This is a genomic window from Arenibacter catalasegens, from assembly GCF_002909235.1.
Taxonomy (GTDB): Bacteria; Bacteroidota; Bacteroidia; order Flavobacteriales; family Flavobacteriaceae; genus Arenibacter; species Arenibacter catalasegens.
The window spans coordinates 288098-313385 of the sequence record NZ_PHQQ01000002.1 but is presented as its reverse complement, the minus strand read 5'-3'; the positions used below and the strand labels follow the sequence as shown (position 1 = coordinate 313385).

Below are 25288 nucleotides of genomic sequence, written 5' to 3'. Positions count from 1 at the left end.
AGGAATAACCCAATAACCAGAAACAAAGATATTAGAAAAAGCGTATAGCGGACCTGGGATTAAACCCTATAAACTATGGCGTTTATGTTCATGCCAGCTCCAACACTGGCAAATATAACAACATCTCCCTTTGTTATCGATTGATTTTCCATTTTTCCATTTTTCACCATATCAAACAGGGTGGGTATTGTAGCTACTGAACTATTTCCCAATTTCTCGATACTCATCGGCATTATGTCATCGGGCATTTCCATATTGTAAAGTTTGTAAAAACGCTTTACTATGGCTTCATCCATTTTTTCATTGGCCTGGTGAATGAATATTTTATTTAACTCGGAGATAGGAACACCACTTTTGTCCAAACAGTCCTTCATGGCCTGAGGTACATGGGTTACGGCAAATTCATATATTTTTCGGCCGTACATTTTTATATACCGCTTATCTTCCTTGGTAGCTTTGGAATTTGACTCGCCGAAAAATAAATAGAACGCTTCCTCATTGGCATAGGTTGCACTGTTGTGGGCCAATATTTGGCCAGCACTATCTTTTGCTTCCAAAATGGTGGCACCAGCGCCATCAGAATAGATCATGGAATCTCGGTCGTGCCTATCCACTACCCTTGATAAGGTTTCGGCTCCTATGACAAGACATTTTTTTGCAATGCCACTTTTAATGAACGCATTTGCTTGGATGAGACCTTCAATCCAGCCTGGACAACCAAATAGGAGGTCATATGCGACGCATTTGGGGTTTTTGATTTGTAATTGGTGTTTTACCCTTGTCGCTAAACTCGGAAGGGTGTCCCCTTGGGATCTGCCTTCGGTTACATCACCAAAATTATGTGCAAAAATTATATAGTCCAGATCCTCTTTGTCAATTTTAGCATCGGCGATAGCCTTTTCTGCCGCAAAAAATGCCAATTGGGAAGTGTTTAGGTTATTTTTAGCATAGCGTCTTTCGCTAATTCCTGTGATACCCTTAAATTTTTGAATTATTACTTCGTTTTGATGTGTAAAAGGACTGCCATCTTCATTTAAAAAATCATGATTTTCAAAATCTGAATTTTTTGTTACAATGGATGGTAGGTAAGAACCAGTGCCAGTAATTCCAATGTTCATAATAATATGTGAATTTAAAAGTATAAATATAAAACAATTGACCTTGGAGGTTGATTGCGCATAATATTTGATATGATGTCCAAGATTATACTGCTTTTAGATTTAATAAGAAAAAAACCTTTCAAATTTAATTGAAAGGCTTTAAAAGGCTTTGTTTCATTGAGGTCTCTATGCTTCCATGTAAGCCTCCATAGGTGCGCAGGTACATATTAAATTACGGTCTCCATATGCGTCGTCCACTCTCCTTACACTTGGCCAAAACTTGTTTTCAATAATATAAGGCAATGGGAAGGCTGCTCGTTGTCTAGTATATGGAAAATCCCATTGGTCACTGGTTATCATTTCCAAAGTGTGTGGGGAATTTTTCAGGGCATTGTTGCTATCCTCAATCGAAGCAGCATCTATTTCTTCACGAATAGAAAGCAAAGCACTGCAGAACCGATCCAATTCAGCTAAGCTTTCGCTCTCTGTGGGCTCGATCATAAGTGTCCCGGCAACAGGAAAAGAGACTGTAGGTGCATGAAAACCATAGTCCATTAATCTTTTTGCAATGTCGGTAACTTCTATGCCATTTTCTTTAAAGGGTCTACAGTCAATAATCATCTCGTGGGCCGCCCTTCCTTTTTCTCCGGTATAAAGAACGTCGAATTTTCCATTCAGTTTATTTTTAATGTAGTTTGCATTTAGTATGGCTGTCTTTGTGGACTGCGTTAAACCGTATTCCCCCAACATTTTTATATATCCATAGGATATAAGACAGACAAGAGAACTTCCCCAAGGTGCTGCCGATATAGCTGTAATTGCCTTGTCTCCTCCTGTTTTTATTATTGGGTTTCCGGGCAAGAACGGAACCAATTGCTCTGCTACACAAATAGGTCCCACTCCAGGTCCACCACCACCGTGCGGTATGGCGAATGTTTTGTGCAGGTTTAAGTGGCAGACATCGGCACCAATGGTTGCGGGGTTGGTCAACCCAACCTGTGCGTTCATATTTGCTCCGTCCATATAGACCTGTCCACCATTATCATGGATCAATTTTGTTATTTCCTTAATAGAGGATTCAAATACACCATGTGTGGAAGGATATGTTACCATTAAAGCAGAAAGATTGTCTTTGTGCAAAGCAGCCTTTTCTCCTAAATCGGTTACATCTATGTTGCCATTTTCATCGGTTTTGGTTACCACTACCTTCATTCCCGCCATAACAGCAGATGCAGGATTGGTGCCATGGGCAGAGGCAGGTATAAGGCATATGTTTCTATGGCCTTCCCCTCTGGATTCGTGATAGGCCCTAATTACCATAAGGCCTGCAAATTCACCTTGTGCTCCAGAATTGGGTTGTAAAGAAGTTCCGGCAAATCCGGTGATAATATTAAGGTCTTTTTCCAGTTCTTTTAAAATGATTTGATATCCCTCCGCTTGTTCAATTGGTACAAAAGGATGAATATTTCCCCAGCGAGCAAGGCTAATAGGGAGCATTTCCGAAGCCGCGTTCAACTTCATGGTACAGGAGCCCAAGGAAATCATGGAATGGTTCAATGCCAAATCTTTTCTTTCCAATTTTTTTATATACCGCATCAATTCGGTTTCTGAATGATAGGAATTGAATACAGCATTCTCCAAATACGTTGTAGTACGGGTGAGGTTGTTTTCAATCGCAGATTGGGGCAGCAGTGCATTTAAAGGAATAGACTTCTTTCCAATAGCTTCGGCGAAAATAGTTACTATTTGTTGCAGGTCTTTTAAGGATGTAGCCTCGTTTAAAGAAATGGATATGGTGTTTGCATCAATATAGAGGAAATTAACCTCGTACTTTTCGGCAATGGGCCTAACTTTTGAAGAATCAGCTTTTATGCTTATGGTATCAAAGTAAGAAGTATTCGTCTGATATAGGCCTAATTTTTCAAGACTTTCGGCCAATGTAGTAGCGGAAGAATTTACTTTACTTGCAATATATTTTAATCCTTTTGGTCCGTGATACACTGCGTACATTCCTGCCATTACGGCCAATAGTACCTGGGCTGTACAAATGTTGGATGTGGCTTTGTCCCGTTTAATGTGCTGTTCTCTGGTCTGTAAAGCCATCCTCAAAGCGGTCTTGCCATCAATGTCCTTGGTGACACCTATAATTCTTCCAGGAATACTTCTTTTGTATTCTTCTTTTGTTGCAAAAAAGGCCGCATGGGGACCTCCATAGCCCAAAGGAATGCCAAAACGTTGAGTGGTCCCTACCACAACATCTGCACCAAATTCACCTGGAGGAGTCAATATTGCCAAACTCAATATATCTGCCGCCACGGCAACTTTTATATTTTTTTCTGCAGCACTGGCTATAAATGGAGCATAATCATGGACTTGACCATATTTTCCAGGGTATTGTAATAGAGCGCCAAAATAATCATCGCTGAATTCAAATTCTTGGTGATTGCCAATAATTAAATCTATTCCCAAAGGTGTTGACCTTGTTTGTAATAAGGATAATGTTTGAGGTAATATTTCCTCTGAAACGAAAAATTTTAAAACATTATTTTTCTTTTGGTCTCTACTTCGAACATCGAATAACATGGCCATAGCCTCTGCAGCGGCGGTACTTTCGTCCAAAAGGGAGGCGTTGGCCAATTCCATTCCAGTGAGTTCCGCAATTACGGTCTGAAAATTCAATAAGGCTTCCAGTCGACCTTGGGCAATCTCGGCTTGATAGGGAGTGTAGGCCGTATACCATCCGGCATTTTCCAGAATATTTCTTTTTATCACGGAAGGAGTTATACTTTCATGATACCCTAATCCGATATAGGATTTAAACACTTTATTCTTCTCTGATAAATTTTGAATGTGGGACAAATACTCGTGCTCATTCATGGGCTGGTCCAAAGCCAAAGGTTTTGCAAGACGTATATCGTCTGGAATGGTTTCGGAAATCAACTGGTCCACGGAGTTTACATGGATGGTTTTCAGCATTTGTGGAAGGTCCTCTTCTCTAATGCCTATATGGCGTAAGGCAAATACGTCTGTCCTCATAATTTAAGCTATTTTAATCAAAAATATAGGTGAGCAAAAATACTCATTATTTATGTTTATTTTGCAGCTTTTACCTCGAACTCGTTCAAAGTTTTTAACTAAAAGAAGAGGTTATAAACACTATTGTTATTTTTAATTTATGAACTGGCTTAAATACATATTTCATTTTTATTTGGATGCCAGTATACATGTTGCCATATCAGTTTTTGCATTTATTGAAATTACCTGTGTTTTTTTTGGACTGTCTAGGGACAACCATATCTCGTATTTGGCTTTTTTTGGAACAATTGCTTGTTACAATTTTGTGAAATACGGGGTGGAGGCTAAAAAGTATTTTTTAGTAGCTAACGCCTATCACAAAAATATTCAAGCATTTAGTTTTATTGCGGGAGCCCTTGCCTTATATCATGCTTATTTTATGTCTTTTGATACATGGATAGGAATTGTCGTATTGTCAATTTTAACTAGTTTATATGCCATTCCTTTATTGCCTAACACTAAAAATCTTAGAAATTTAGGGGGACTTAAAATTTTTATAGTTGCTTTGGTCTGGGCTGGTACAACGGTCGTTCTGCCGGTCATTGCTGCAAATAAGACGATGGACTGGGATGTTGGAGTGGAGGGGGTGCAACGATTTTTGATGGTCTTGATCCTAATGGTGCCGTTTGAAATAAGGGACTTGAAATATGACGATCCAGAACTTAAAACTTTGCCTCAAAGATTTGGTTTTATAAACACAAAAGTATATGCAGCTTTGGGCGTTGTAGTTTTTTTCTCTTTAACCTTTCTCAAAGACGACTTAACATACTTGGAGGTTATAAGCAAAGGGGTGGTGTTTTTAATGTTGGGAATATTTATGTTTATTACTAAACGAAAACAAACTCCATATTTTGCCTCTTTTTGGGTAGAGGCTATTCCTATTTTTTGGTGGGTCTGTATTTTAGGGTTGGATACCTTTTTAGGCCTTTGATTTTAAATTCTCTTTCATCTTTTCTTTTTCTTCTATAGGAAGTGTTTTAAGACTGGCTTGGGAACAGAGTGTAGTTAATTTTGTATTCTTACTGGAAAAAGTTTTGCAGGTTTTACAAAACAACAAGTGAAGTCTGATCTTGATTTTCTCAAGAAAAGAGGCTTCCCTATACTGTACTTTCGTGCAAATTACTTCAACATCCTTACAGGTCTTCATATTTTAAACCAATTGTTATTCAGGCAATCCATGAGAACAGTTCTTGCTCTGTGGATTATAACCCAAAGGTTAGACGGATTAATTTCTAGCTCCTTACATACCTCTTCCGTACTAAGTCCGTTTATGGTTTTAAGGGTAAAGGCCAGTGCGTGTTTTTTTGGAAGCTTGGAGATACAGTCCTGAATGGCCAGGCCTAATTCCTCGTTTTCTATTTGACTATTTTCCAATAGACTCATTGGGTCCGCTACTTGTTCTTCCAAAAAGTTGCTATCAGCCTCACTATTTTGGTTTTGGGTGATGCGGATCATAGATTTCGCTTTTTTGGAGTTTATTTTGCGATAATGATCAATTACCTTTCTTTTTAAAATTGAAATCAACCAAGTGCGTTCGGCAGCCTCCCCTTTAAAATTTTTAGCCGATTTTAAACCAGCAAAAAAGGTCTCCTGTACCAAATCTTTGGCTATTTCCGAATCGTTAACCCGACTTACCGCATAATTAAAGAGGTAATCGGAATAACTATCGACCCATATATCCGGATTTAATTCTTGTTTTGTCATACCTGTTTGTCATTTCAAAAATAAGTGATTTTTCTGAAGTAGAATTCTTATTTTTGAATAAGTAAATAAGATATGAGAGCAATATTTCTTTTTTTGGTAGTATTAATACTGCAAACAGGTTGTTCGCAGGAAGCTGTGAGCAAAATGCCAATAACCGATTTTAATCAAGAATTACTTGATAAAGGGATTTTGGTAGATGTACGGACTCCAGAGGAATTTGGGGCCGGGCATTTGGAGAATGCCGAAAATGTTAATTGGTATGAGCCTAATTTTATGGAACATTTTAGTGCCGTGGACAAAGACAAAACAATATATGTGTACTGCAAGATGGGAGGCCGAAGCCTTAAGGCTCAGGAAAAGCTAAAGTCCATGGGCTACAAGCATGTAGTGAATTTGGAAGGCGGCTATGATGCGGTTAAAAACGGAAATTAATGTTAGGGTCTAAGTCTTACTATTGAAAGCGCCGAAAACCCCATTAATTGGTATACGGAATTAAATATGGTAAAATATAAGTCAAAAATTGGTTGGTTTCTTGTTCCGGTTATTGTGCTTATGGTGGTTGCTCCTGTCTACTTAATGATAAATAATTCTGATGGAGTTGGTCCAATAATTTTATTATTGACCTTTCTTTTTATTATCTATATTTTTTTGTTTACCAATTATGAGGTTGATGACAGTGTGTTCCGTGTTAAAAGTGGATTTCTGATCAAACGGACCATTCAAATAGATACCATTACAAAAATTGAGGCAACCAATAACCCCATTAGTGCCCCGGCTGCTTCATTGGATAGGCTGGAGATTTTTTACAATACATATGAAAGTGTTATCATCTCTCCAAAGGAGAAACGTGCATTTATTGCCCATTTAAAACAGCTGAATCCCAAGATAGAGGATAGATCCGGACTGTAAATGAGGATTAAGACGATATATAATGTAGAAGATTGTTTATAAAGAGCCAAGTAAATACAGAAGCAAATAAGATAAATAGTGCGTTCATGAAATAACTACCAATCTTAAATAAAGACTTCTGCGGAATTTGGTACATCGGGTAGTACGCTATCTGTGTAATAACTTTGCCAATCCAATAGGCTGCTATCAAACCAGTCAATGCAAGAGCCAATCGTGATCCGTTTTGTAAATCACTTGTTAGAAGTATTGCGATTAATCCAAATGAAAAATTAAGACCTTGGATGTATCGGCCATAGGTTTTGGCTATTTCTTGGTTGAGAGGCTTTAATTGTTTTACATCGTTGTACCAATCAAATACATTATGACGTATGTACGGATAGATCAATGCAGTGAAGATCTGACCAATACCTCCCAATATAATTAGCCAATCCGGTACATTAGTGTTCATAAAATAATATTGCAGTATTATATGAGGGTTTTATAATTATTAGAGCACGATCAGCAATTAACTTAATAATCCGGCCCTTTTCAGTAATGCCTCGATCTTTGGTTCGCTTCCTCTAAAACGTTTATACAATTCCATCGGCTTTTCTGTACCTCCTTTAGAGAGTACATGCTCCTTGAATTTAGTTGCCACCTCCTTGTTGAAGATCCCCTTTTCCTTAAAGTATGCAAAGGCGTCGGCATCTAATACTTCCGCCCATTTATAGCTGTAATAGCCTGAGGAATATCCTCCTTGAAATATATGGGAAAATGAGGTACTCATGCAGGTTTCCAGACATTCGGGGTATAGATCGGTATCCTTAAAGGCTAAACTTTCTTGAGCCTTAACATCCGTAATCTTTGACGGATCCGTCCCATGCCAGGACATGTCCAACAATCCAAAACTTATTTGTCGCAATGTGGCCATTCCTTCTTGGAAAGTTGCCGAGTCTTTTATTTTTTGAACCAATTCCATTGGAATTACTTCGCCAGTCTGGTAATGGGTTGCAAACAATTCCAGGGCCTCTTTTTCGTAACACCAGTTTTCCATTACTTGACTCGGGAGTTCTACAAAATCCCAATATACGGAAGTGCCCGAAAGCCCTGGGTAGACCGTATTCGCCAACATACCATGTAATCCGTGTCCAAACTCATGAAATAAGGTGGTTACTTCATTGAAAGTAAGTAATGAAGGTTTGCTAGCGGTAGGTTTGGTGAAATTGCAGACATTGGAAATATGCGGGCGTACATTAATTCCGTTTTGTACATATTGCGATTTGTAAGAAGTCATCCAGGCCCCACCCCGTTTTCCCGATCTTGGGTGGAAGTCGGCATAAAATAACGATACAAGATTTTTGTCCTGATTGTAAATGCGATAAGTCTTTACATCTGGGTGGTATTTGTCTACATCAAAAACTTCTTCAAATTGCAGGCCAAATAATTTTTCGGCCACTTTAAATACTCCTGCAATTACATTTTCCAGTTTAAAATATGGTTTAAGCTTTTCATCGTCCAGATTGAACAACTTCTGCTTTAATTTTTCAGAATAATAGGCGCCATCCCATTTTTCCAATTGGTCTATACTATCTAGGTTTTTAGCAAAATCTTCCAACTGGGTATATTCCCTTTCTGCTGCAGGTTTTGCCTTTTCCAACAATTCGTTAAGGAAATGATATACCTTTTCCGGGGTTTCCGCCATACGCTCCTCCAATACGTAATGGGCATGTGTTTTATAACCCAATAAGTTGGCCCTTTCATGCCTGAGGTTGGTAATCTTGATTATGTTTTTCTGGTTGTCCAAATCATCATTATGAAAACCTTTGCTTCCAAATGCAATGGACAATTCCTTGCGTAATTTTCGGTTGTCGGCATATTTCATAAATGGAATATAGCTTGGATAATCCAAGGTAATCAACCAGCCATCTTTGTTCTTTGCTTTTGCCAATTGGGCGGCAGCTTCTTTTTCTCCATCAGGAAGACCGGCCAAATCCTCCTCATTGGTAATGTGCATTTCAAATTTGTTGGTCTCGGCCAAAACATTCTCTCCAAATTGAAGCTTTAATTTGGATAGTTCGGTATCAATTTCCCGTAAGCGATTCTTTTTATTCTCAGCTAAATTAGCCCCGTTTCTACTGAAACTTTTATATTTTTTATCTAATAGGGTTTGTTCCTCAGTGGTTAATTCCAAAGTATCAATTTGGTCGTATACGGCCTTAACGCGCTTGAACAATTCAACGTTCAAGGTAATGTCATTACTGAATTCTGAAAGCAGTGGAGAGACCTCTTGGGCTATTTTCTGGATTTCTGGATTGGTCTCTGCGGAATTTAAATTAAAAAAAACACTGGATATCCTGTCCAATTGCTGTCCGGTAAAATCCAAAGCTTTTATAGTGTTTTCAAAAGTGGGAGACTCCTTGGTATTGACAATAGCGTCTATCTCGGCCTTAGCGTCATCTATTGCCTTTATTAATGCAGGTTTAAAATGCTCATTTTTAATCTTGGAGAATGGAGCTGTATCGAAAGAGGTTAACAACGGATTCATTTTGGGGTGTTGTGTTTTTTAATTTGGAATTGGAATTCTTAAATATGTCACTTAATGCAGACTACTTTGTGCTTTTTTTCATTTCTTCTGCGCCGGCGATTACCTTTTGCTTAAGGCCTTCCTTGTACAGGATAATTTTATCCAGGACACATTTATCCGAACTTCCGATAATCTGTGCAGCCAAAATTCCGGCATTTTTTGCGCCATTTAGGGCTACAGTAGCCACAGGGACTCCGCCTGGCATTTGAAGAATGGATAGGATAGAATCCCAGCCATCTATAGAATTACTGCTTTTTACAGGAACACCGATCACGGGTAAAGGAGACATGGATGCCACCATTCCTGGCAAGTGGGCTGCGCCACCTGCGCCGGCAATGATTACGGAATATCCTTTTATATGGGCATTCTTGCTAAAATCGAACAATTTTTCCGGTGTACGGTGTGCCGATACAATATCAACATCTACCTCAATATCAAAACCTTTTAATATATCAATGGCTTCTTGCATAACAGGGAGGTCGCTAGTACTACCCATAACTATCGCTACTTTACTCATATCATTGAAAATTTCTTATTCGCTTATCACTTTTATCGTGTTCTTTACTTGTTCGGCTATTTTTCTAGCCTCACTAATGTCGTTGTTTACAATGGTTACATGACCCATTTTTCGAAAAGGCCGGGTCTGCTTTTTTCCATATATATGAGGGGTGACACCTTCTAGTTTCAATATTTCCTCCATATTTTCATAGACAACATTTCCAGTGTGTCCTTCGGCTCCAACCAAATTCACCATAATACCAGCAACTTTACTGGCAGTATTTCCCAATGGAAGGTCCAAAATAGCTCGGATATGTTGTTCAAATTGATTGGTGTAGCTGGCTTCTATACTATAATGACCACTGTTGTGGGGTCTTGGAGCTACTTCGTTTACCAAAATTTTATTCTCTTGTGTCTGGAACATTTCTACTGCCAAAAGCCCAACATGTTTTATTTTATGGGATAATTGTAACGCTATTTCTTGAGCTTTTTCCGCCACCTTGGCATCTATCCTGGCAGGACATAATACATATTCTACCTGATTGGCCTCGGGGTGGAATTCCATTTCCACTACGGGATACGTCTTAACTTCCCCACTGGCGCTACGGGCGACAATAACGGCAAGTTCATTTTTAAAATTTATCATCTCCTCGGTGATGCATTCTCCGGAAGGAAGACCGTTTAAATCTTCCAATTTACGAACTACTTTAACCCCTTGTCCATCGTATCCAAATTGGGTAGCTTTCCATATAAAAGGAAATTTCAAACCTCCATTGGTAATACTGTCCTCAATCTCACTCTTGTAGGCGAAACGCTGAAAATCTGCTGTGGGTATACTATTGTCAATGTAGAACAATTTTTGTTTTGCCTTGTTTTGTATAATGCGTAATGCACCGGTCGGCGGAAATACCTTTAAGCCTTCATCCTCCAGTTTTTCTAGGGCATCCAGGTTTACGTTCTCGATTTCAATGGTTAACAGGTCTACTTTTTTGCCAAAGCGGTATACCGCATCAAAATCCATTATATCACCTTTAAAAAACTCATTGCAGGCTATTTTTGAAGGGGCTTCCTCAGACGGGTCCATTACCTTGGTATGGATGTCAAATTTTCTTGTTTCGTACAAAAGCATCTTACCTAATTGACCGCCTCCTAGTATTCCTAGTTTAAATTCAGAAGAAAAATAGTTCATTGGAAATGATTCGCTTGTATTAAAGTAGATTGTATATTAGGAACAAAAATACATCTAAATCTTAGAAACTAGGCTTAGACCGTTAAAAAAGAGAAATCAAAGTGCTATATTTGGCATCTTAAATTTATTATAAAAACAACAGCCTTGATTAAGCTACACGACAAATATTTTAAGCCTTTTATAAGTGAAGGTGAAATTATGGCCGCAATTAAAAAGATTGCAGACCAGGTGGCTGTGGATTATAAAAAGGAAACTCCCATTTTTGTGGGGGTCCTCAACGGCGCCTTTATGTTTGTTTCAGACTTTTTAAAGGCTTATCCATACCCTTGCGAGGTATCCTTTGTACGCTTAAGCTCCTACCAAGGACTTACGTCTACAGGAATAGTGGAGACCTTGTTGGACGTTCCCGAGAATATTGAAGGTCGCAGTGTTATTATCTTGGAAGATATCATTGATACCGGTAGGACCGTTAAAAAATTAATCGACTTATTTTCCAATACCAAGGTAAAGGAATTTAAAATTGCCACCTTGTTTTACAAATCTGAGGTTTATAACGGGGAGTATGATATAGACTATTTTGGTTTGAAAATCGAGGATAGATTTATAGTGGGCTATGGATTGGATTATAATGAATTGGGAAGAAATTTAAGAGAAGTATATCAACTAAACCAAAAGCACATGATAAACCTAGTTTTGTTTGGAAAACCTGGTGCAGGAAAGGGCACGCAGGCTTCATTTTTAAAGGATAAATATAATTTAAAACATATTTCTACAGGAGATGTTTTTCGTTATAACATTAAAAATGGTACGGAACTGGGCACATTGGCAAAATCTTATATTGACAAGGGAGAATTAGTACCCGATGAGGTTACCATTAAGATGTTACAGGACGAGGTAGAAAAAAATCCTGAAGCCAGTGGATTTATCTTTGATGGTTTTCCTAGGACAACGGCTCAAGCCAAGGCATTGGATAATTTTTTAGTAACAAAGGAAATGAGGATTGATGCGACCATTGCTTTGGAGGCTAACGATGAAGTATTGATACAAAGATTATTGGAGCGAGGTAAGGTAAGTGGCAGGACCGATGATCAGGATGAAAAAATGATACGTAACCGTTTTGATGAATACAATGAAAAAACAGCCCCCTTAAAGGATTACTATGACGATCAGGGGAAATTTCATAGTGTAAACGGAATAGGTTCTATTGAGGATATTACTAGCCGCTTGGCAAAAGTAATTGAAGAGTTACAAGCAATTTAAGATCTGGCCAAAAGCGAGTTTTAAGTCTAGGCAACAATCGTCATTAATAATGAAGGCCTTGGTTGGTTTGTATAATTGGAACCTACAGCGATTTTAGGGTTTAAGGTGTTGAATTATAGACATATGGTGGCCAGGTGTTGATGGACCATGGATAAATAAGCTAAAAAAATGACTGAAGGAAATTTTGTGGATTATGTAAAAGTGCACTTGGAATCCGGTAAAGGAGGAAAAGGTTCTGTGCATTTACATAGGGAAAAGTTTATAACAAAAGGTGGGCCAGACGGTGGTGATGGTGGTCGTGGGGGTCACATTATTGTCCGAGGCAATAAAAATTTATGGACTCTATTAGGGTTTAAATTTACAAGGACTTTTAGGGCAGGTCACGGTGAACATGGTAGTAAGAACCGTAGTAGTGGTGCTGATGGCCAGGATGTATATTTGGACGTACCCTTAGGAACGGTCATTAAAGATTCTGAGACCCAAGAGGTGTTGATGGAGATTACCGAAGATCAGGAGGAAAGAATTCTTTTGGAAGGCGGTATGGGGGGTCGAGGTAACTGGCATTTTAGAACAGCTACCAATCAGACACCCAGATACGCACAACCCGGTGTTAGTGCACAGGAATTGGACCTTATTTTAGAATTAAAAGTATTGGCAGATGTTGGTTTGGTAGGTTTTCCAAATGCGGGTAAATCTACCCTTTTATCTGTACTTACTTCTGCCCAACCTAAAATTGCGGATTATGAGTTTACTACTCTAAAGCCCAATTTGGGAATTGTAGAATACAGGGATTTTAAAAGTTTTGTTATTGCGGATATTCCCGGTATTATTGAAGGCGCAGCGGAAGGGAAAGGACTTGGGCATTATTTTTTAAGACATATAGAACGGAATTCTACTTTACTATTCTTAATTCCGGCCGATAGCAAGGATATTTCCAAAGAATACGAGATTTTGCTAGATGAGCTTCGAAGATATAATCCAGAGTTGTTGGACAAGGACAGATTGATAACAATTTCTAAGTCGGATATGCTGGATGAAGAGCTTATTTCGGAGATGAGGCTTGAGCTGGACAAGGATTTTAAGGATATTCCATATATGTTTATTTCATCGGTAGCCCAGATGGGACTGGTAGAACTAAAGGACAGACTATGGGCAATGCTAAATAAATAATTTCATTTATTTTTTTGAACAGATAGCTATTCAAGCTACCTATTGCCTTGCGTTTTAACGAATACTTACCTTCATAAAAAACGGCATTAATAATTTTTGCTATTTTAGAGCATGTTTAAGAAATTGTACACAATCTCTTAAACATGCTCGTATAAAAATCTGAATAATGAAAAGTATAATCCCATTCGTGTTATTGGTCTTTTTAGTTTCTTGTAGTACTATTCGTGTAAATTATGACTACGATAGGGACACCGATTTTTCTAAATATACCACCTATAATTATTATCCGGATATGGATATTGGTTTAAGTGAATTGGATTCTAAAAGATTATTGAGGGCCATAGATTCCATTATGCGCGGTAAAGGCTTTTTGTTGTCCGAAGAGCCGGAATTTTTAATAGGAATTATGAGTAGGTCTTTTCAAGCACCAAGAAACAATACCGTAGGTGTGGGCCTAGGTGGAGGTGGTAGAAATGTAGGTGGAGGTATGTCTATAGGAATTCCAGTGGGGGCAGCAAATGTTGAACGGGAAATTCAGATTGATTTTGTGGATAGCCAGAAGGATGAACTATTTTGGCAGGCCATTACGGTAAGTTCCCTTAGGGAAAATAGTTCTCCCAATGAAAGGGAGCAAAAACTACAGGCATTGGTTGCCAAAACCTTTGAAAAATACCCGCCAAAAAGTAGAAAATAAGTTTAATACAATCTACATATTAAATATCTGTAATATTGTTAATAAGAAGCGGGACCAATAATTTGGTCCCGCTTCTTATTTTTTGGAATATTTTTTATTAAAAATTATGGTCTAAGTATATCCTTATATCTGTCCTTGTAGGCGTAGAGCATCACTATATTAAGAACAAGCAAGACTAAAGTTAGGCCAATGGAACCTGGTTCCAAAAATGCATTGAACAATAATGCATTTACCGAAACGGTCATAAGGATAATCATCATCAAAGCACCAAATTTGTTTGTCAATAATGAAAGTCCGGAAAGAATTTCCACTATGGCTACCACATAAAGGGTATTTGTACTCATTAAAGCTGAAAAATAGTTCATAGCCGCTTCGGACATTTGCCCTGCAGGCATAAAATGTAAGAATTTATTCGCCCCAAAGACGATAAGGAAAAGTCCAAAAACAAAACGCAATGCAATAAAAAAGGTAGAGTTCATAATTCTTTGGTTTTATGTTAGTTATTTATGAAATTATGAAAAAAAGCAATACCTTTTTATTAATCTTATGTTTTTTTGCTATTCCACTGCAATTCTTGTCCCCTCACTATGGCTACTAAATTCTGGTGCATACATACTTTGTATCGTAGTAATCCCATTACTGAAATCACCTGCATTGTTAACCCTTAAGTCATATTCGAATACATAAACTCCTTTTGGCAAATAGTCGAAAAAGAAATTTGTGCTGGCATCTTTAGTGCTCTCATAGAAGCCCAGTCCGTCTTGCCATTTATAACTGGAAAGTACATTGATGGGTTCCAATCCAGCAGCTCTCATATCTTTCATATGCACAAATTCCATGGGTCTATCTGCCCTTAATTCAATTCTTATTCGAACCAAATTGCCCACATTTAATCGTGTTTCGTCATTGATTTCCGATATTACCTCACCCGTATCTGTGTTCGTTTTTAAGAACACTTTCTTTTTTAATTTCAAAGGTGTATCTGCAGTCGTAATTTTGTCCAAATCCTCAAAATATTGCCAGTACAAGGCTCCCCAGGCAATTCCATTTCCTTTTTTAACAAGTTGAACCTCCGCCATTTTCGGAACTACTTCGTTTTTGGTCCAAGTGGTTTTAAAATATCCAGTACCGGCTTCCACTTTAACATTATCCAGTTTGGAAGCTTCAATTTTTTCTCCTCCCACCGTTACCTCAACAGCATCCGTTATGGATAACCAGTCACTTCCCTGCAATAGTAGTGCATATACCGCATCTGTGGTCGCTTTTGTAGTTTTCCATTGGTTGGTCTGTTTGTGCTTTAACAACCATATTTTAAGGTTGTCTATAGTTTTAACATCGTTTTTAATTTCAGAAAAAGCTTCGATCAATAGTGCCTGGGTCTCTATTGGTGCTTGGTGCCAATGCCAGGAATTGGTGTTTTCTTTCCAATACATACCCAATTCTTCACTAGTAATACTATTTTCTTCCAAGGACTTGATTATTTTATTGGCAGTTATTGTATCATTATTTCTGTATAGGAAAAGGGAAAGAAGTCCCTTGGAATACAAATCCCGCTTTACCCAAAATTTTTGCGCCTGTGTTTTATAGTATTCCATAATTTCATTAACCTTTTTAGGGATTAAAATGTCTGGAAAAAAACTGCGCATATATAGGTAATGCAGCTGGGTCTGGCTCAAGTGATCATCGTTCAGACTTCTGGCGTATTTTTTCATTTGCTCGTATTCCTTTACAAACTCCTTGTCCAAATAAGCAACCGCATTTTCTGTTATTTCCTGTACTTTAGGGTCAACGCCTTTGTTGGTCCCGGATGCTCCTTCTCGTCCTTCGGTGGATGTTAGTTTTTTAAGATGCCCTAAGCCAGTGATAATATGTTGTGTGATAAACCGGTTTTCCGGACCGCCATTAAACCAAGCCCAAGCACCGGATGACATTTGGTTCTGTTCTAGTTTGTTAAGGGCATTGGTCTGATTATTCTTCAATTTATTAAGATCAAAGAGCAATGCTATACGCTTCTTTTGTTCGCTTTCAGATTGGGCATCTCGCAGCCAGGGTGTCTCCTGAATTAAAATCGATTTTAATTCTTGATTCTTCTCAAGATTGCTCAATAAGGCATCTGAATTGGCCCATTGCTTAAATACCTCTTGGATTCTAGGATTGGAATTGGCAATGTATCCACCCAAGGTGTAGGCATAGAATCTCGAAAATATTTGCTCATTACAGTCATAAGGGTATTCCATTAAATAAGGTAGGGCTTGTACCGCGTACCACGCTGGGTTGGAAGTTATTTCCAGGCTAAGTTGGTGATGCTTTAAGGTAGTGGAATTGATATTTTTAAGTTTTTCCAAAGTAAAGGTCTTTGTTTCATTACCTCGTACCCACATTGGTAAGGTTTCGGTAACCAACATACGGTTGGTAAGTACAGGGAGTACATTTTGTTCCCCATCACTAAAATCGCCCGCTTTTGCCATTACTTTATATTGGATTGCTTCAATTCCTTCTGGAATTTTTAGGTTCCAGGATACTTGAGTATTTCCCTTGGCATCTACGGTAAAGGAATTTTCGGTTTTAGCTGTTCCTAGACTGTCATCAGTAATCAATAATTCATGGGTGATATCTTTACCGCTTAGGGCATCCAGCAATTCCAGCCTCGCTATTCCATTAAGCGATTTGTCCGTAAGGTTAGCAATTTTTGTGCTTATAATTATTTTATCGCCCTCACGTAAAAATCGAGGTACATTGGGGGTAACCATCAATTTCTTTTGCGTGACCGTTTCCAAAGTAGTAGTGGCACTTTGCAAGGTTTTGGTATGTGCCAGCAACTGTAATTTCCACTTGGTTAAAGCTTCGGGCGTTGTAAAGCTGAAAGTCACATTACCATCTTGATCGGTCAGCAGTTGAGGGAAGAAAAAAGCCGTCTCTTGAAGATTTTTCCGAATCTGAATATCATCAAACCCATCCTTTTCAACATTGTTGTCCTGTGGAACTTGGCTGCCCGCCTTGTTTTCTGGAGCTGGTGTCCCAAAACCGGTCACTACTGTTTCTTCCAGGGCTTCACTATCCGCTGATATTTCCATTATGGCACCCGGGGCACTGCTCTTCATCATCATTCTTTCCCTCCTGGCGTAGCCATATCCAAAATGGAAGTCGAACCAATCCAAGGAGTCATAATACTGAGGGTCATAGGCGAAACCGTCCCCAAAATTTAAATAGGTGTTAAAAGAGGTAATCCCGTAACTTTTATTGGCATTCAGATTCCCGTGGGTATAATATTGTCCTCTGTAATTGGGGGAAAAATTCCAATGATGCCCTTGAAAAGCATCCAATGAGGCGTCGTACATACTGGCCAGCAATTCTGCCGTTACCTTATCTCCTTTAGGCCCTTTAACTTTAAAGGACCAAGTTTCTTCCGCTCCAGGAAGTAACTTATCCCTGAAAGTAAGCGTTTCTATTTCAAGGTCCGAACTGGGGTAGGGAACAGCAATGGAAAGGCTTCCCGTTTGAAATGAATTAAATGCTGAGTAACTATAACTTATGGCAAATCCACCTAGGTCGTCCGCCGTAACGGGAATTTCGATAGACTTAGAATTATTGTGCAATTCAATGATATGGGTTGCCACAACTTTCCGGTCTTTTTCAATGAATACGGAGATAGAAATATCCTCGGCACAAGAGAGGAAGCTAAGCTGTACTTTATCCCCTATTTCATAAGTACTTTTGTCCGACTTGATTTGAAAAAGCTGATTGTCGGCCAACTTCTTGTCGTTATCACTGTATAAAGTAGTTTGCGTAATATCCTTTACCAGTTGTCCAAATTTATCCTTAGTTTCCAGTTCTATGACATATTTACCGGACATCCATTTTTTAATGGTACCTAGGCTAATTTCCTTAGATTTTCCTGTATCAAAACTGGAATCCCATACCAGTTCACCCTTTTCCCAATAGGCGGAATTGTCTTCCTTACCAAAGGCTTCATGCGGATAAATTTCCTTGAATTTGGACTTTCCAAAGCCATCATAATCAGGCGCTGCCCATGGTCTTGGTCTTAAGACATTGCCGGGCGCTTTTAGTTTATACATTTTCAAGGTTCCTTGTGCTGGAACAAATTGCCCGTTTAGGTTATTGGTGGAAATAGTAATCTTAGGATTCTTTATATCCTTATTTAGGAGGTCTGCAATTTGGATATCAGCGGTAAGCGCATGATATCCAACGTTGATCATGGTAGTTGCACTATGGGTCTCGCCATTGAGGTCTGTGACGTCAGCGGTAACTTCATAATTAAAGGTGGGTAAATTTTCTTTGGCAATACTTAGGTCCGGTAGGGCCTTAAAATTAATGGTGTATTTTCCATTGGCATCAGTAATTATTTTGCCATGGGCAATTTCTTGAGGGGTGCCATCAAAATAGGGTAGGTGCCAATAATACCATTTTGGATAATAGACTACCCGGCGTACGGTGTAACTTACCTTGGCGTCGGTAATAAGGCTTCCTGCATAAGCAGTGGCCTTACCTTGAACGGATATACTATCATTAACCTTGTAAGTCTCCTTAACCGGATCTAAGGCGGTTTCAAATTTGGGACGTTTGTATTCTTCCACTAAAAAATAACTATTACCGCTAATATCAACTTCTTCAGAATCTACTTTCAGATAATAATTACCTGTAAGTCCGTTGTTGGGTAATATGAATTCTCCTGAAAAGGAACCATAATCATTGGTCTTAAATTCTTGTTGGGCAACTTCTTGATGGTTAACATCTATAAGGCTTACCGTTAATTTAGTTTTGGTAAGTACGGAGGATTTATCATCTTTTTGCACTATCGCCAATCCTTTAAAATATAAGGGTTGTCCCGGCCTGTAAATGCTTCTGTCCGTAAATAAAAAACAGGAATAGAGGTTGTCTCCCTCCCCTTGGTCATAATTGCGATTAACATAAAAGTCATCAAAGAAGGCCTCTTCATCTTTTGCGCTAACCAGGATATCTACATTGTTCCAGCGCTGGTTAGATAAGGGAAGGGTTACCATGCCTTTTTCATTGGAAATCAAAGTCTTGGTCAGTACAGGTCTTTCGTAGTTTAGATTATAGGAGAATTTTAAGGTAGCCCCTGAAATGGGTTTTCCGTGGTTGCGATCAATTAGCTGGAAGTGATGATCCGTGTTGGTTTGACTCTCTACCAATGCCAGATTGGTGACTTGGATAGGGCTAAAGGAGAAAGTTGTTTGTGCATCAGGATTTGGGAGGCCTAAAATGATATAGGACCCGTCCGCCAATTCAGGTAAGGGAATTTCAATTTTATGGGATTGATAGTCCTTTTCATTAATGAGTTTTGCATCCCATTTTTTAACTTCCTTTAGCTTTTGAATAAATGCTAATTTCTTGTCCTCAGGATATAGCTCGTTAAGCTGTTTTATTTCCTTTTGGGAAATCTTGCGAGCTGATAAAAAAATCTCATTCAGGTTTTTATATTCTACAAGTATACGCGAAGGCTTGTTGGTCGGAATATATCTTTCCCCGGTCAATTGAATGTCTTTGGAAAGAATCTCTGATTTTAAAGCTTTACATTTTTCTGCGCCCCTAGTATTTGGAAATTGACTTATAACAGATTCGCAAACTGCCAAGGCTTCTTTCTGTTTCCAGCGGTGTACTTCTTTGGTATTAGGTTGATAGGTATTACCCCATTCGCGGTACAACAATGCAATTTCATATAGGTATAAGGCTGAGTTTTTATTATTTCCTAGTGCTTCGGCCGTGTTCTGCAACACCTCCAAATACTGTTGGTCCTTATTCTGGAATACGGCATGTTCCCTTATATATTTTATTCGTTCTATATCAACATCCACAAATGCCAAGCTTGAGGGGTCCTTGGAGTGCATCTCCAAGAGTTGCTGATAAACCAATATGGCCCTGGCTTGCAGAGAAGTTTCGTCATCACTACTAATTTTTTGTTCAACAAATTGTTTTGCTTCAAATAGTATTTCGGGCATATCCAGTTCAAATTTATCAGCTGGCCGTGTAATACTGGTTTCACTTGTCTTATAAAAATCCAAGGCTGAATGGGCTAAAAGATCAAACAGGGTAGGGCGAAAAGTTTCCGAGCCTTTTTGTTCTGACAAGATTTCTTTGAACGAAGCTACTTTTAGCTGTTGTAATTTCGATGAATTCTGTAATGAGGCAACAAAATGTATGCTAATTTCATGGAAAATAGTGGTTAGGTCCCAGGTTCTAAAGTCAACAGAATCTACTTTTTTCTTTGTTTCTGTACGGTCGTAGAATTGATATCTATTTTGTTGAAAATATTGCCAATACATATTCGCCAAATAACTTTCCAGAATATTGGTGGTGGGGAATTGGCTTTGGGCTATTTCCAATTTAAAGTCTTGCACTATTTTTAATTGGGCATCTTCCTCTAAGGTTAAGGCGTATTTGGAGGTGTATAAAAGGGATTTTATGATCTCAACAGAATTCTGCTCTTTTTGGGCCTTTTTGGAAATTAAGGCTACAATATTTAGGGCGGATTTTGTGAGTGCCTCCTTTTCAAATTTTTGTACCCTTTCCCAAAGCGCTGTATAAGAATCGTTGATAGATTGGGAATGTCCCATTTGAGAGAATAGAATTATGGTGAATATTGTTGCTATCTTTTTCATCGTAATAATTTAAGAAACAAAATTGGGCTATATATTATGGTATCGCAAGGGTAAATGAGTAAACTGTACTTTTGAATGAGCAAACCGACCTTGAAGTGCTTAGATGCAAAAAGAATACCAACGTTGCTTCCGAAGTACACCGATTTTTTTCTCAGTCTATAGAAGCATTAATTTCCTTTAAGAGCCCAATACTTTTGGGCAAAGTTGGAAACGCGGGGAATTCTGTTCCGAAGCCAACAATTTATAGAGATTTAAGCAACCCACCATCTATTGGAATATTGGTTCCGGTTATAAAGGAGGCGTACTCGGATGCTAAGAAAGTAACCAAATGGCCATATTCCGCTGGATTGCCAAATCGGCCAACAGGAACATGGGTGAGCATTTGCTTTTCAACTTCAGCAATCGGAATACCCAAGGATTTAGCCTTGGCACCATTAAGTTCTTTTAACCTTTCCGTATTAAAATATCCTGTCAAGGTACTGTTCACTGTAATGTTGTATTGGCCAACATCGGAAGCCAAGGTTTTGGACCAGGTAACTACTGCGGCCCGAATGGTATTGGACAGCGCCAAATAGGACAAAGGTTCCTTTACCGAAACAGAGGCTACGTTAATAATTCGTCCATATTTCTGGGCAATCATTCCCTGGAGGGCCTGTTCCGTTGTAAATACCACGGTCTTAAAAAGTAGGTTGAACGCATCTTGATAATCTTCTGATGTTTTTTCCAAGACCCCTCCCGCTGCGGGTCCCTGGGTATTGTTAACCAAAATATCAACTGTATTTGTTTTAAAGAAATCAGCAATAGTTTGCTTATAGCTGTTAAGATTGGAATTATCTATCACCAAATACTGGTGGCGTTGCCCATTATCAGTAGGAAGATTTGATACGAGAGATTTTAATTTATCCTCACTACGGGCCATTATTGTTACACTAGCGCCACTTAGTGCCAACTGCTGGGCAATGGCCCTGCCTATTCCGCGGCTACTGCCACCTATCAATGCTTTTTTATTTTTAAGTGATATGTTCATCCTTTTTAATTTTTAAACCCGATCCCTTTAGGAAGGGCCTTTTATTTATATTCTTCCCTTGTTGGGCTAAACACATCCATTAATTTACAGGGAGTCAGCGCTCGCCCACTATGGGGAATATTTGAAGGGATTATTACCAGGTCTCCTGGTTCGTAGGTGTTGGTAATACCGCCCAAAGTAAATTCAAATTTCCCTTCGAGCACTTGCATTACCTGCTCGTTTATATGTTTATGCTCTGGAACTTTAGCACCTTCTTCTACTTCCCAAAAGGCCAAACTCATATTTTGTGCATGAATAAGTTTTCCATGATAGCCGGGCATAATTTCCTTAGAAACAATTTCTGCAAGTTTTATTTTCATCAATTGGGTTGTTTGGTACTAAATTAAAAAATAATCAGGTTTTAACGATGCTTTTCGGTCTTATTCGTGAGGTCCGTATTTCAAAAGCCGCAGGCGTGTTGAAATGGGATAGTCGAACGAACCCCGCCTTTTTGGCGGGGTAACTGGTTTAATGTCTCGACCCTTAGATAGGTTCCTTCAAGGGTCCAGGGCAACTTGGGTTTGAAGCTATTTATTTTCCTTAAAATGAAACCTTTCAATAACATTTTTGATAGCCTTGAACAATGATTATCTTTACCCCTTAAATTGATTTTTTCATGCATATTCATTTTATTGCCATCGGAGGCAGTGCAATGCACAATTTGGCCTTGGCATTACATCATAAAGGGTATATTATTTCGGGAAGTGATGACGTAATTTTTGAACCTTCCAAAACTAGGTTGAAAGCTAAGGGGCTTTTACCAGAACCCTTTGGCTGGTTTCCGGAAAAGTTACACTCCAATTTGGATGCGGTAATTTTAGGAATGCACGCCAAGGCAGATAACCCAGAGCTGTTAAGGGCACAGGAATTAGGATTGAAAATATATTCCTATCCAGAATTTTTATATGAACAATCCAAAAATAAAACTAGGGTTGTCATTGGGGGAAGCCATGGCAAGACCACTATTACCTCTATGATCTTGCATGTGCTAAATTATCATGATAAACCAGTAGATTTTATGGTTGGAGCACAACTGGACGGATTTGATCGCATGGTGCACCTTACCGAGGAGAACGATTTTATAGTTTTGGAGGGGGACGAATACTTGTCCTCGCCAATAGATAGGAGGCCAAAGTTTCATTTATATAAACCCAATATTGCCCTTTTAAGTGGAATAGCTTGGGATCATATTAATGTATTTCCTACCTATGATAACTATGTGGAGCAATTTCGAATTTTTGTGGATAGCATCGTAAAAGGAGGGAGTATTACCTATAATGAAGAAGACCTGGAAGTAGATAAGGTGGTAAAGGCATCCGAGAATGCTATTCGAAAACTCCCATATCATACTCCTCAATATGCTGTTGAAAACGGACAAACTATTTTGGAGACTCCAGAGGGGCCCATGCCTATTGAGGTTTTCGGGAAGCATAACTTGAACAATTTGGCGGGGGCAAAATGGATATGCCAAAATATGGGCGTGGATGAGGATGACTTTTATGAAGCAATAGCATCCTTTAAAGGGGCTTCCAAAAGATTGGAAAAAATTGCAGAGGGAAAGACCGCTGTTGCCTATAAGGATTTTGCCCATTCACCGAGCAAGGTAATGGCCACGACCATGGCCGTAAAGGAGCAGTATCCGAATAGAAAATTAATTGCATGTTTGGAATTACATACCTATAGTAGCTTTAATCCCGAGTTTTTAAAGGAGTATAAGGGTGCGCTGGAAGCCGCCGATATAGCAGCGGTTTTCTATTTGCCGGAATCGGTTAAAATTAAAAAGCTAAAAGAGGTGACCCCAGAACAAATTTCAGAGGCCTTTGTTCGGAACGATTTACAAATTTTTACAGAGGCCGAAATTTTCAAAAATTTTGTTTTTGGTCAGGAATATGACAACTCAGTACTACTTTTAATGAGTTCAGGAAATTACGGTGGATTGAATTTAGAAGAGGTTAAAGAGATGGTGGAATGTTATTAAATAGGCATTATTCGTTTGAAATTATGTTAAATAAAGGTGACCAGGGTTTGAGGCAAAAGGATTTTAAATTCGATTAAAGAACCTTTGCAAAAAGCAATATTAATGTAACTTTATGGCTGATTTATCTTTTTTTAAATGAATAAAGGTCCTATAGGTATTTTTGATTCGGGCATTGGAGGCACTTCAATTTGGCGTGAAATCAATAAGATTCTTCCACATGAATCAACAATTTATTTGGCCGATAGTAAGAATGCCCCCTATGGTGAAAAATCAAAAGAGCAAATTCTACAACTTAGTATTAAAAATGTTGAATTACTTTTAAAAAGGGGTTGTAAGCTTATAGTTGTTGCCTGTAACACGGCTACTACTAACGCCATTAAAGAGCTTAGGGCCAGCTACAGCATACCACTTATAGGAATTGAACCTGCTATTAAGCCTGCAGCCTTGAATTCCAAAACTAAGACTGTTGGAGTATTGGCTACAAAGGGGACTTTAACAAGTGCCTTGTTCAATAGTACTTCGGAAATCCACGCTAATGGCATAAAGGTGCTTGATCAAGTTGGTACAGGCTTGGTGGAGCTTATAGAAAAAGGAGAGGTTCATACCCCCAAAACCCGGGAGCTATTGCAAACCTATTTGGAACCAATGTTAAGCCAAGGGATGGATCAATTGGTTCTGGGGTGTACTCATTATCCATATTTAATACCCTTGATAAGGGAAATTTTACCAAATAATATTGAGATTATTGACTCTGGGGAGGGGGTAGCCAAACACACCAAAAACGTATTACAGCAATTTTATTTACTAAACAGCTTGGATCAAGAAGATATAGAACATCAATTTTTTACAAACGGGGATATTTTAGTTTTAAAATCCTTTTTAAAGGAGGATAGGGTTCCTTATAGGGCAGAATATTTGGACTTTTAACTTTTTGCCTTAGTGGTCGTTATTATGACTTTTTCATATACGTTAAATAAGTGAAATCATATTTATGTCGCTCATCCTTAGGGTGGTAATCTTCTTTTGTCAATTGCCATTTAGCTTCGTCAAAATCAGGGAAAAAGGTGTCCGCTTCAAAAGACCCATGCACTCTGGTAAGTTCTATTTGGTTAGCATGCTCCAATCCAAGCCGGTAGATTTCGCCTCCTCCGATAATAAAGGATAAGGAGTCGCCTTTTACCAAGTTCAATGCTTCCTGAATGGAATGTACTACAATGCAATGGGTATGGTTTACGGTATAGTCTTTATCCCTGGTGATAATAATATGGGTTCTATTGGGCAAAGGTTTAGGGAAGCTCTCGAAAGTTTTTCGACCCATGATTATTTTATGCCCTGAGGTAAGACTTTTAAACCGTTTAAAATCGTCGGGTAAATGCCACAATAGGTCGTTGTCTTTGCCCAAAGCGTTGTTTTCTGCGGCAGCAGCTATGATAGATAGAAT

At 38.7% G+C, this 25288-nt stretch carries 21 protein-coding genes; 8 read left to right on the top strand and 13 right to left on the bottom strand.

Features of this window, described 5'->3' with window-relative positions:
- Positions 1-59 precede the first annotated feature (59 nt).
- Together CWD90_RS03245 and gcvP are read right to left on the bottom strand one after the other, a co-directional pair.
- Positions 60-1118, bottom strand: a complete 1059-nt coding sequence (locus CWD90_RS03245; RefSeq protein WP_103474485.1) for a 3-oxoacyl-ACP synthase III family protein — start codon at positions 1116-1118, stop codon at positions 60-62.
- A gap of 168 nt (positions 1119-1286) precedes the next feature.
- Positions 1287-4136 carry an aminomethyl-transferring glycine dehydrogenase gene (gene gcvP, locus CWD90_RS03240; protein ID WP_103474484.1) on the bottom strand — a complete coding sequence of 950 codons (2850 nt, stop codon included), beginning with the start codon at positions 4134-4136 and terminating at the stop codon, positions 1287-1289.
- Positions 4137-4275: 139 nt separating this feature from the next.
- Between gcvP and CWD90_RS03235 the strand changes: the two genes are divergently transcribed.
- A complete protein-coding gene (locus CWD90_RS03235) occupies positions 4276-5106 on the top strand; it encodes a UbiA prenyltransferase family protein (protein ID WP_103474483.1) in 831 nt (276 codons plus the stop codon).
- Here CWD90_RS03235 and CWD90_RS03230 read toward each other — a convergent pair.
- On the bottom strand, positions 5095-5322 hold the full coding sequence (locus tag CWD90_RS03230; protein WP_103474482.1) for a hypothetical protein: 228 nt from the start codon (positions 5320-5322) through the stop codon (positions 5095-5097). The genes CWD90_RS03235 and CWD90_RS03230 overlap by 12 nt on opposite strands.
- Positions 5319-5879: a sigma-70 family RNA polymerase sigma factor gene (locus CWD90_RS03225; protein WP_103474481.1), complete on the bottom strand. Its 561-nt coding sequence runs from the start codon at positions 5877-5879 to the stop codon at positions 5319-5321. The genes CWD90_RS03230 and CWD90_RS03225 overlap by 4 nt, the downstream gene beginning before the upstream one ends.
- 72 nt (positions 5880-5951) lie before the next feature.
- On the opposite strand from CWD90_RS03225, the gene CWD90_RS03220 reads away from it, so the two are divergent.
- Complete coding sequence (locus tag CWD90_RS03220) at positions 5952-6311, top strand: rhodanese-like domain-containing protein (RefSeq protein WP_103474480.1); 360 nt, start codon at positions 5952-5954, stop codon at positions 6309-6311.
- A gap of 66 nt (positions 6312-6377) precedes the next feature.
- Positions 6378-6788: a PH domain-containing protein gene (locus CWD90_RS03215; RefSeq protein ID WP_103474479.1), complete on the top strand. Its 411-nt coding sequence runs from the start codon at positions 6378-6380 to the stop codon at positions 6786-6788.
- Positions 6789-6795: 7 nt separating this feature from the next.
- Here CWD90_RS03215 and CWD90_RS03210 read toward each other — a convergent pair whose 3' ends face one another.
- The 4 genes from CWD90_RS03210 to CWD90_RS03195 all read right to left on the bottom strand — a co-directional run bounded on the left by CWD90_RS03210 (position 6796) and on the right by CWD90_RS03195 (position 11038).
- A complete protein-coding gene (locus tag CWD90_RS03210) occupies positions 6796-7236 on the bottom strand; it encodes a hypothetical protein (protein ID WP_103474478.1) in 441 nt (146 codons plus the stop codon).
- A gap of 57 nt (positions 7237-7293) precedes the next feature.
- Positions 7294-9312 (bottom strand): M3 family metallopeptidase, encoded by a 2019-nt coding sequence (locus CWD90_RS03205; protein ID WP_103474477.1) that lies wholly within the window; start codon positions 9310-9312, stop codon positions 7294-7296.
- Between the two features lie 61 nt (positions 9313-9373).
- Positions 9374-9868 carry a 5-(carboxyamino)imidazole ribonucleotide mutase gene (purE, locus tag CWD90_RS03200; RefSeq protein ID WP_103474476.1) on the bottom strand — a complete coding sequence of 165 codons (495 nt, stop codon included), beginning with the start codon at positions 9866-9868 and terminating at the stop codon, positions 9374-9376.
- A 15-nt stretch (positions 9869-9883) separates the two neighbouring features.
- Positions 9884-11038 (bottom strand): 5-(carboxyamino)imidazole ribonucleotide synthase, encoded by a 1155-nt coding sequence (locus CWD90_RS03195; protein ID WP_103474475.1) that lies wholly within the window; start codon positions 11036-11038, stop codon positions 9884-9886.
- 144 nt (positions 11039-11182) lie between these two features.
- Between CWD90_RS03195 and CWD90_RS03190 the strand changes: the two genes are divergently transcribed.
- The 3 genes from CWD90_RS03190 to CWD90_RS03180 all read left to right on the top strand — a co-directional run bounded on the left by CWD90_RS03190 (position 11183) and on the right by CWD90_RS03180 (position 14162).
- Positions 11183-12298, top strand: coding sequence for an adenylate kinase (locus CWD90_RS03190; RefSeq protein ID WP_103474474.1), 1116 nt, complete (start codon positions 11183-11185; stop codon positions 12296-12298).
- A gap of 168 nt (positions 12299-12466) precedes the next feature.
- Entirely contained in the window at positions 12467-13468 is a 1002-nt protein-coding gene (gene obgE, locus CWD90_RS03185) for a GTPase ObgE (protein WP_103474473.1), read from the top strand.
- Between the two features lie 166 nt (positions 13469-13634).
- Entirely contained in the window at positions 13635-14162 is a 528-nt protein-coding gene (locus CWD90_RS03180; protein ID WP_103474472.1) for a DUF4136 domain-containing protein, read from the top strand.
- Positions 14163-14266: 104 nt separating this feature from the next.
- Here the strand turns inward: CWD90_RS03180 and CWD90_RS03175 are convergent, their stop codons facing one another.
- The 4 genes from CWD90_RS03175 to CWD90_RS03160 form a co-directional block, all read right to left on the bottom strand.
- Positions 14267-14641, bottom strand: coding sequence for a DoxX family membrane protein (locus CWD90_RS03175; RefSeq protein WP_103474471.1), 375 nt, complete (start codon positions 14639-14641; stop codon positions 14267-14269).
- A gap of 78 nt (positions 14642-14719) precedes the next feature.
- On the bottom strand, positions 14720-20803 hold the full coding sequence (locus CWD90_RS03170) for an alpha-2-macroglobulin family protein (RefSeq protein WP_103474470.1): 6084 nt from the start codon (positions 20801-20803) through the stop codon (positions 14720-14722).
- Positions 20804-21044: 241 nt separating this feature from the next.
- Positions 21045-21830, bottom strand: a complete 786-nt coding sequence (locus CWD90_RS03165) for an SDR family oxidoreductase (protein ID WP_103474469.1) — start codon at positions 21828-21830, stop codon at positions 21045-21047.
- Positions 21831-21871: 41 nt separating this feature from the next.
- Positions 21872-22189 carry a cupin domain-containing protein gene (locus CWD90_RS03160; RefSeq protein ID WP_103474468.1) on the bottom strand — a complete coding sequence of 106 codons (318 nt, stop codon included), beginning with the start codon at positions 22187-22189 and terminating at the stop codon, positions 21872-21874.
- A 296-nt stretch (positions 22190-22485) separates the two neighbouring features.
- Between CWD90_RS03160 and CWD90_RS03150 the strand changes: the two genes are divergently transcribed.
- Positions 22486-23847 carry a UDP-N-acetylmuramate--L-alanine ligase gene (locus CWD90_RS03150; protein ID WP_103474466.1) on the top strand — a complete coding sequence of 454 codons (1362 nt, stop codon included), beginning with the start codon at positions 22486-22488 and terminating at the stop codon, positions 23845-23847.
- A gap of 135 nt (positions 23848-23982) precedes the next feature.
- Entirely contained in the window at positions 23983-24774 is a 792-nt protein-coding gene (gene murI / locus CWD90_RS03145; RefSeq protein ID WP_103474465.1) for a glutamate racemase, read from the top strand.
- Between the two features lie 22 nt (positions 24775-24796).
- Here the strand turns inward: murI and CWD90_RS03140 are convergent, their stop codons facing one another.
- Positions 24797-25288, bottom strand: a complete 492-nt coding sequence (locus CWD90_RS03140) for a dihydrofolate reductase (RefSeq protein ID WP_394335815.1) — start codon at positions 25286-25288, stop codon at positions 24797-24799.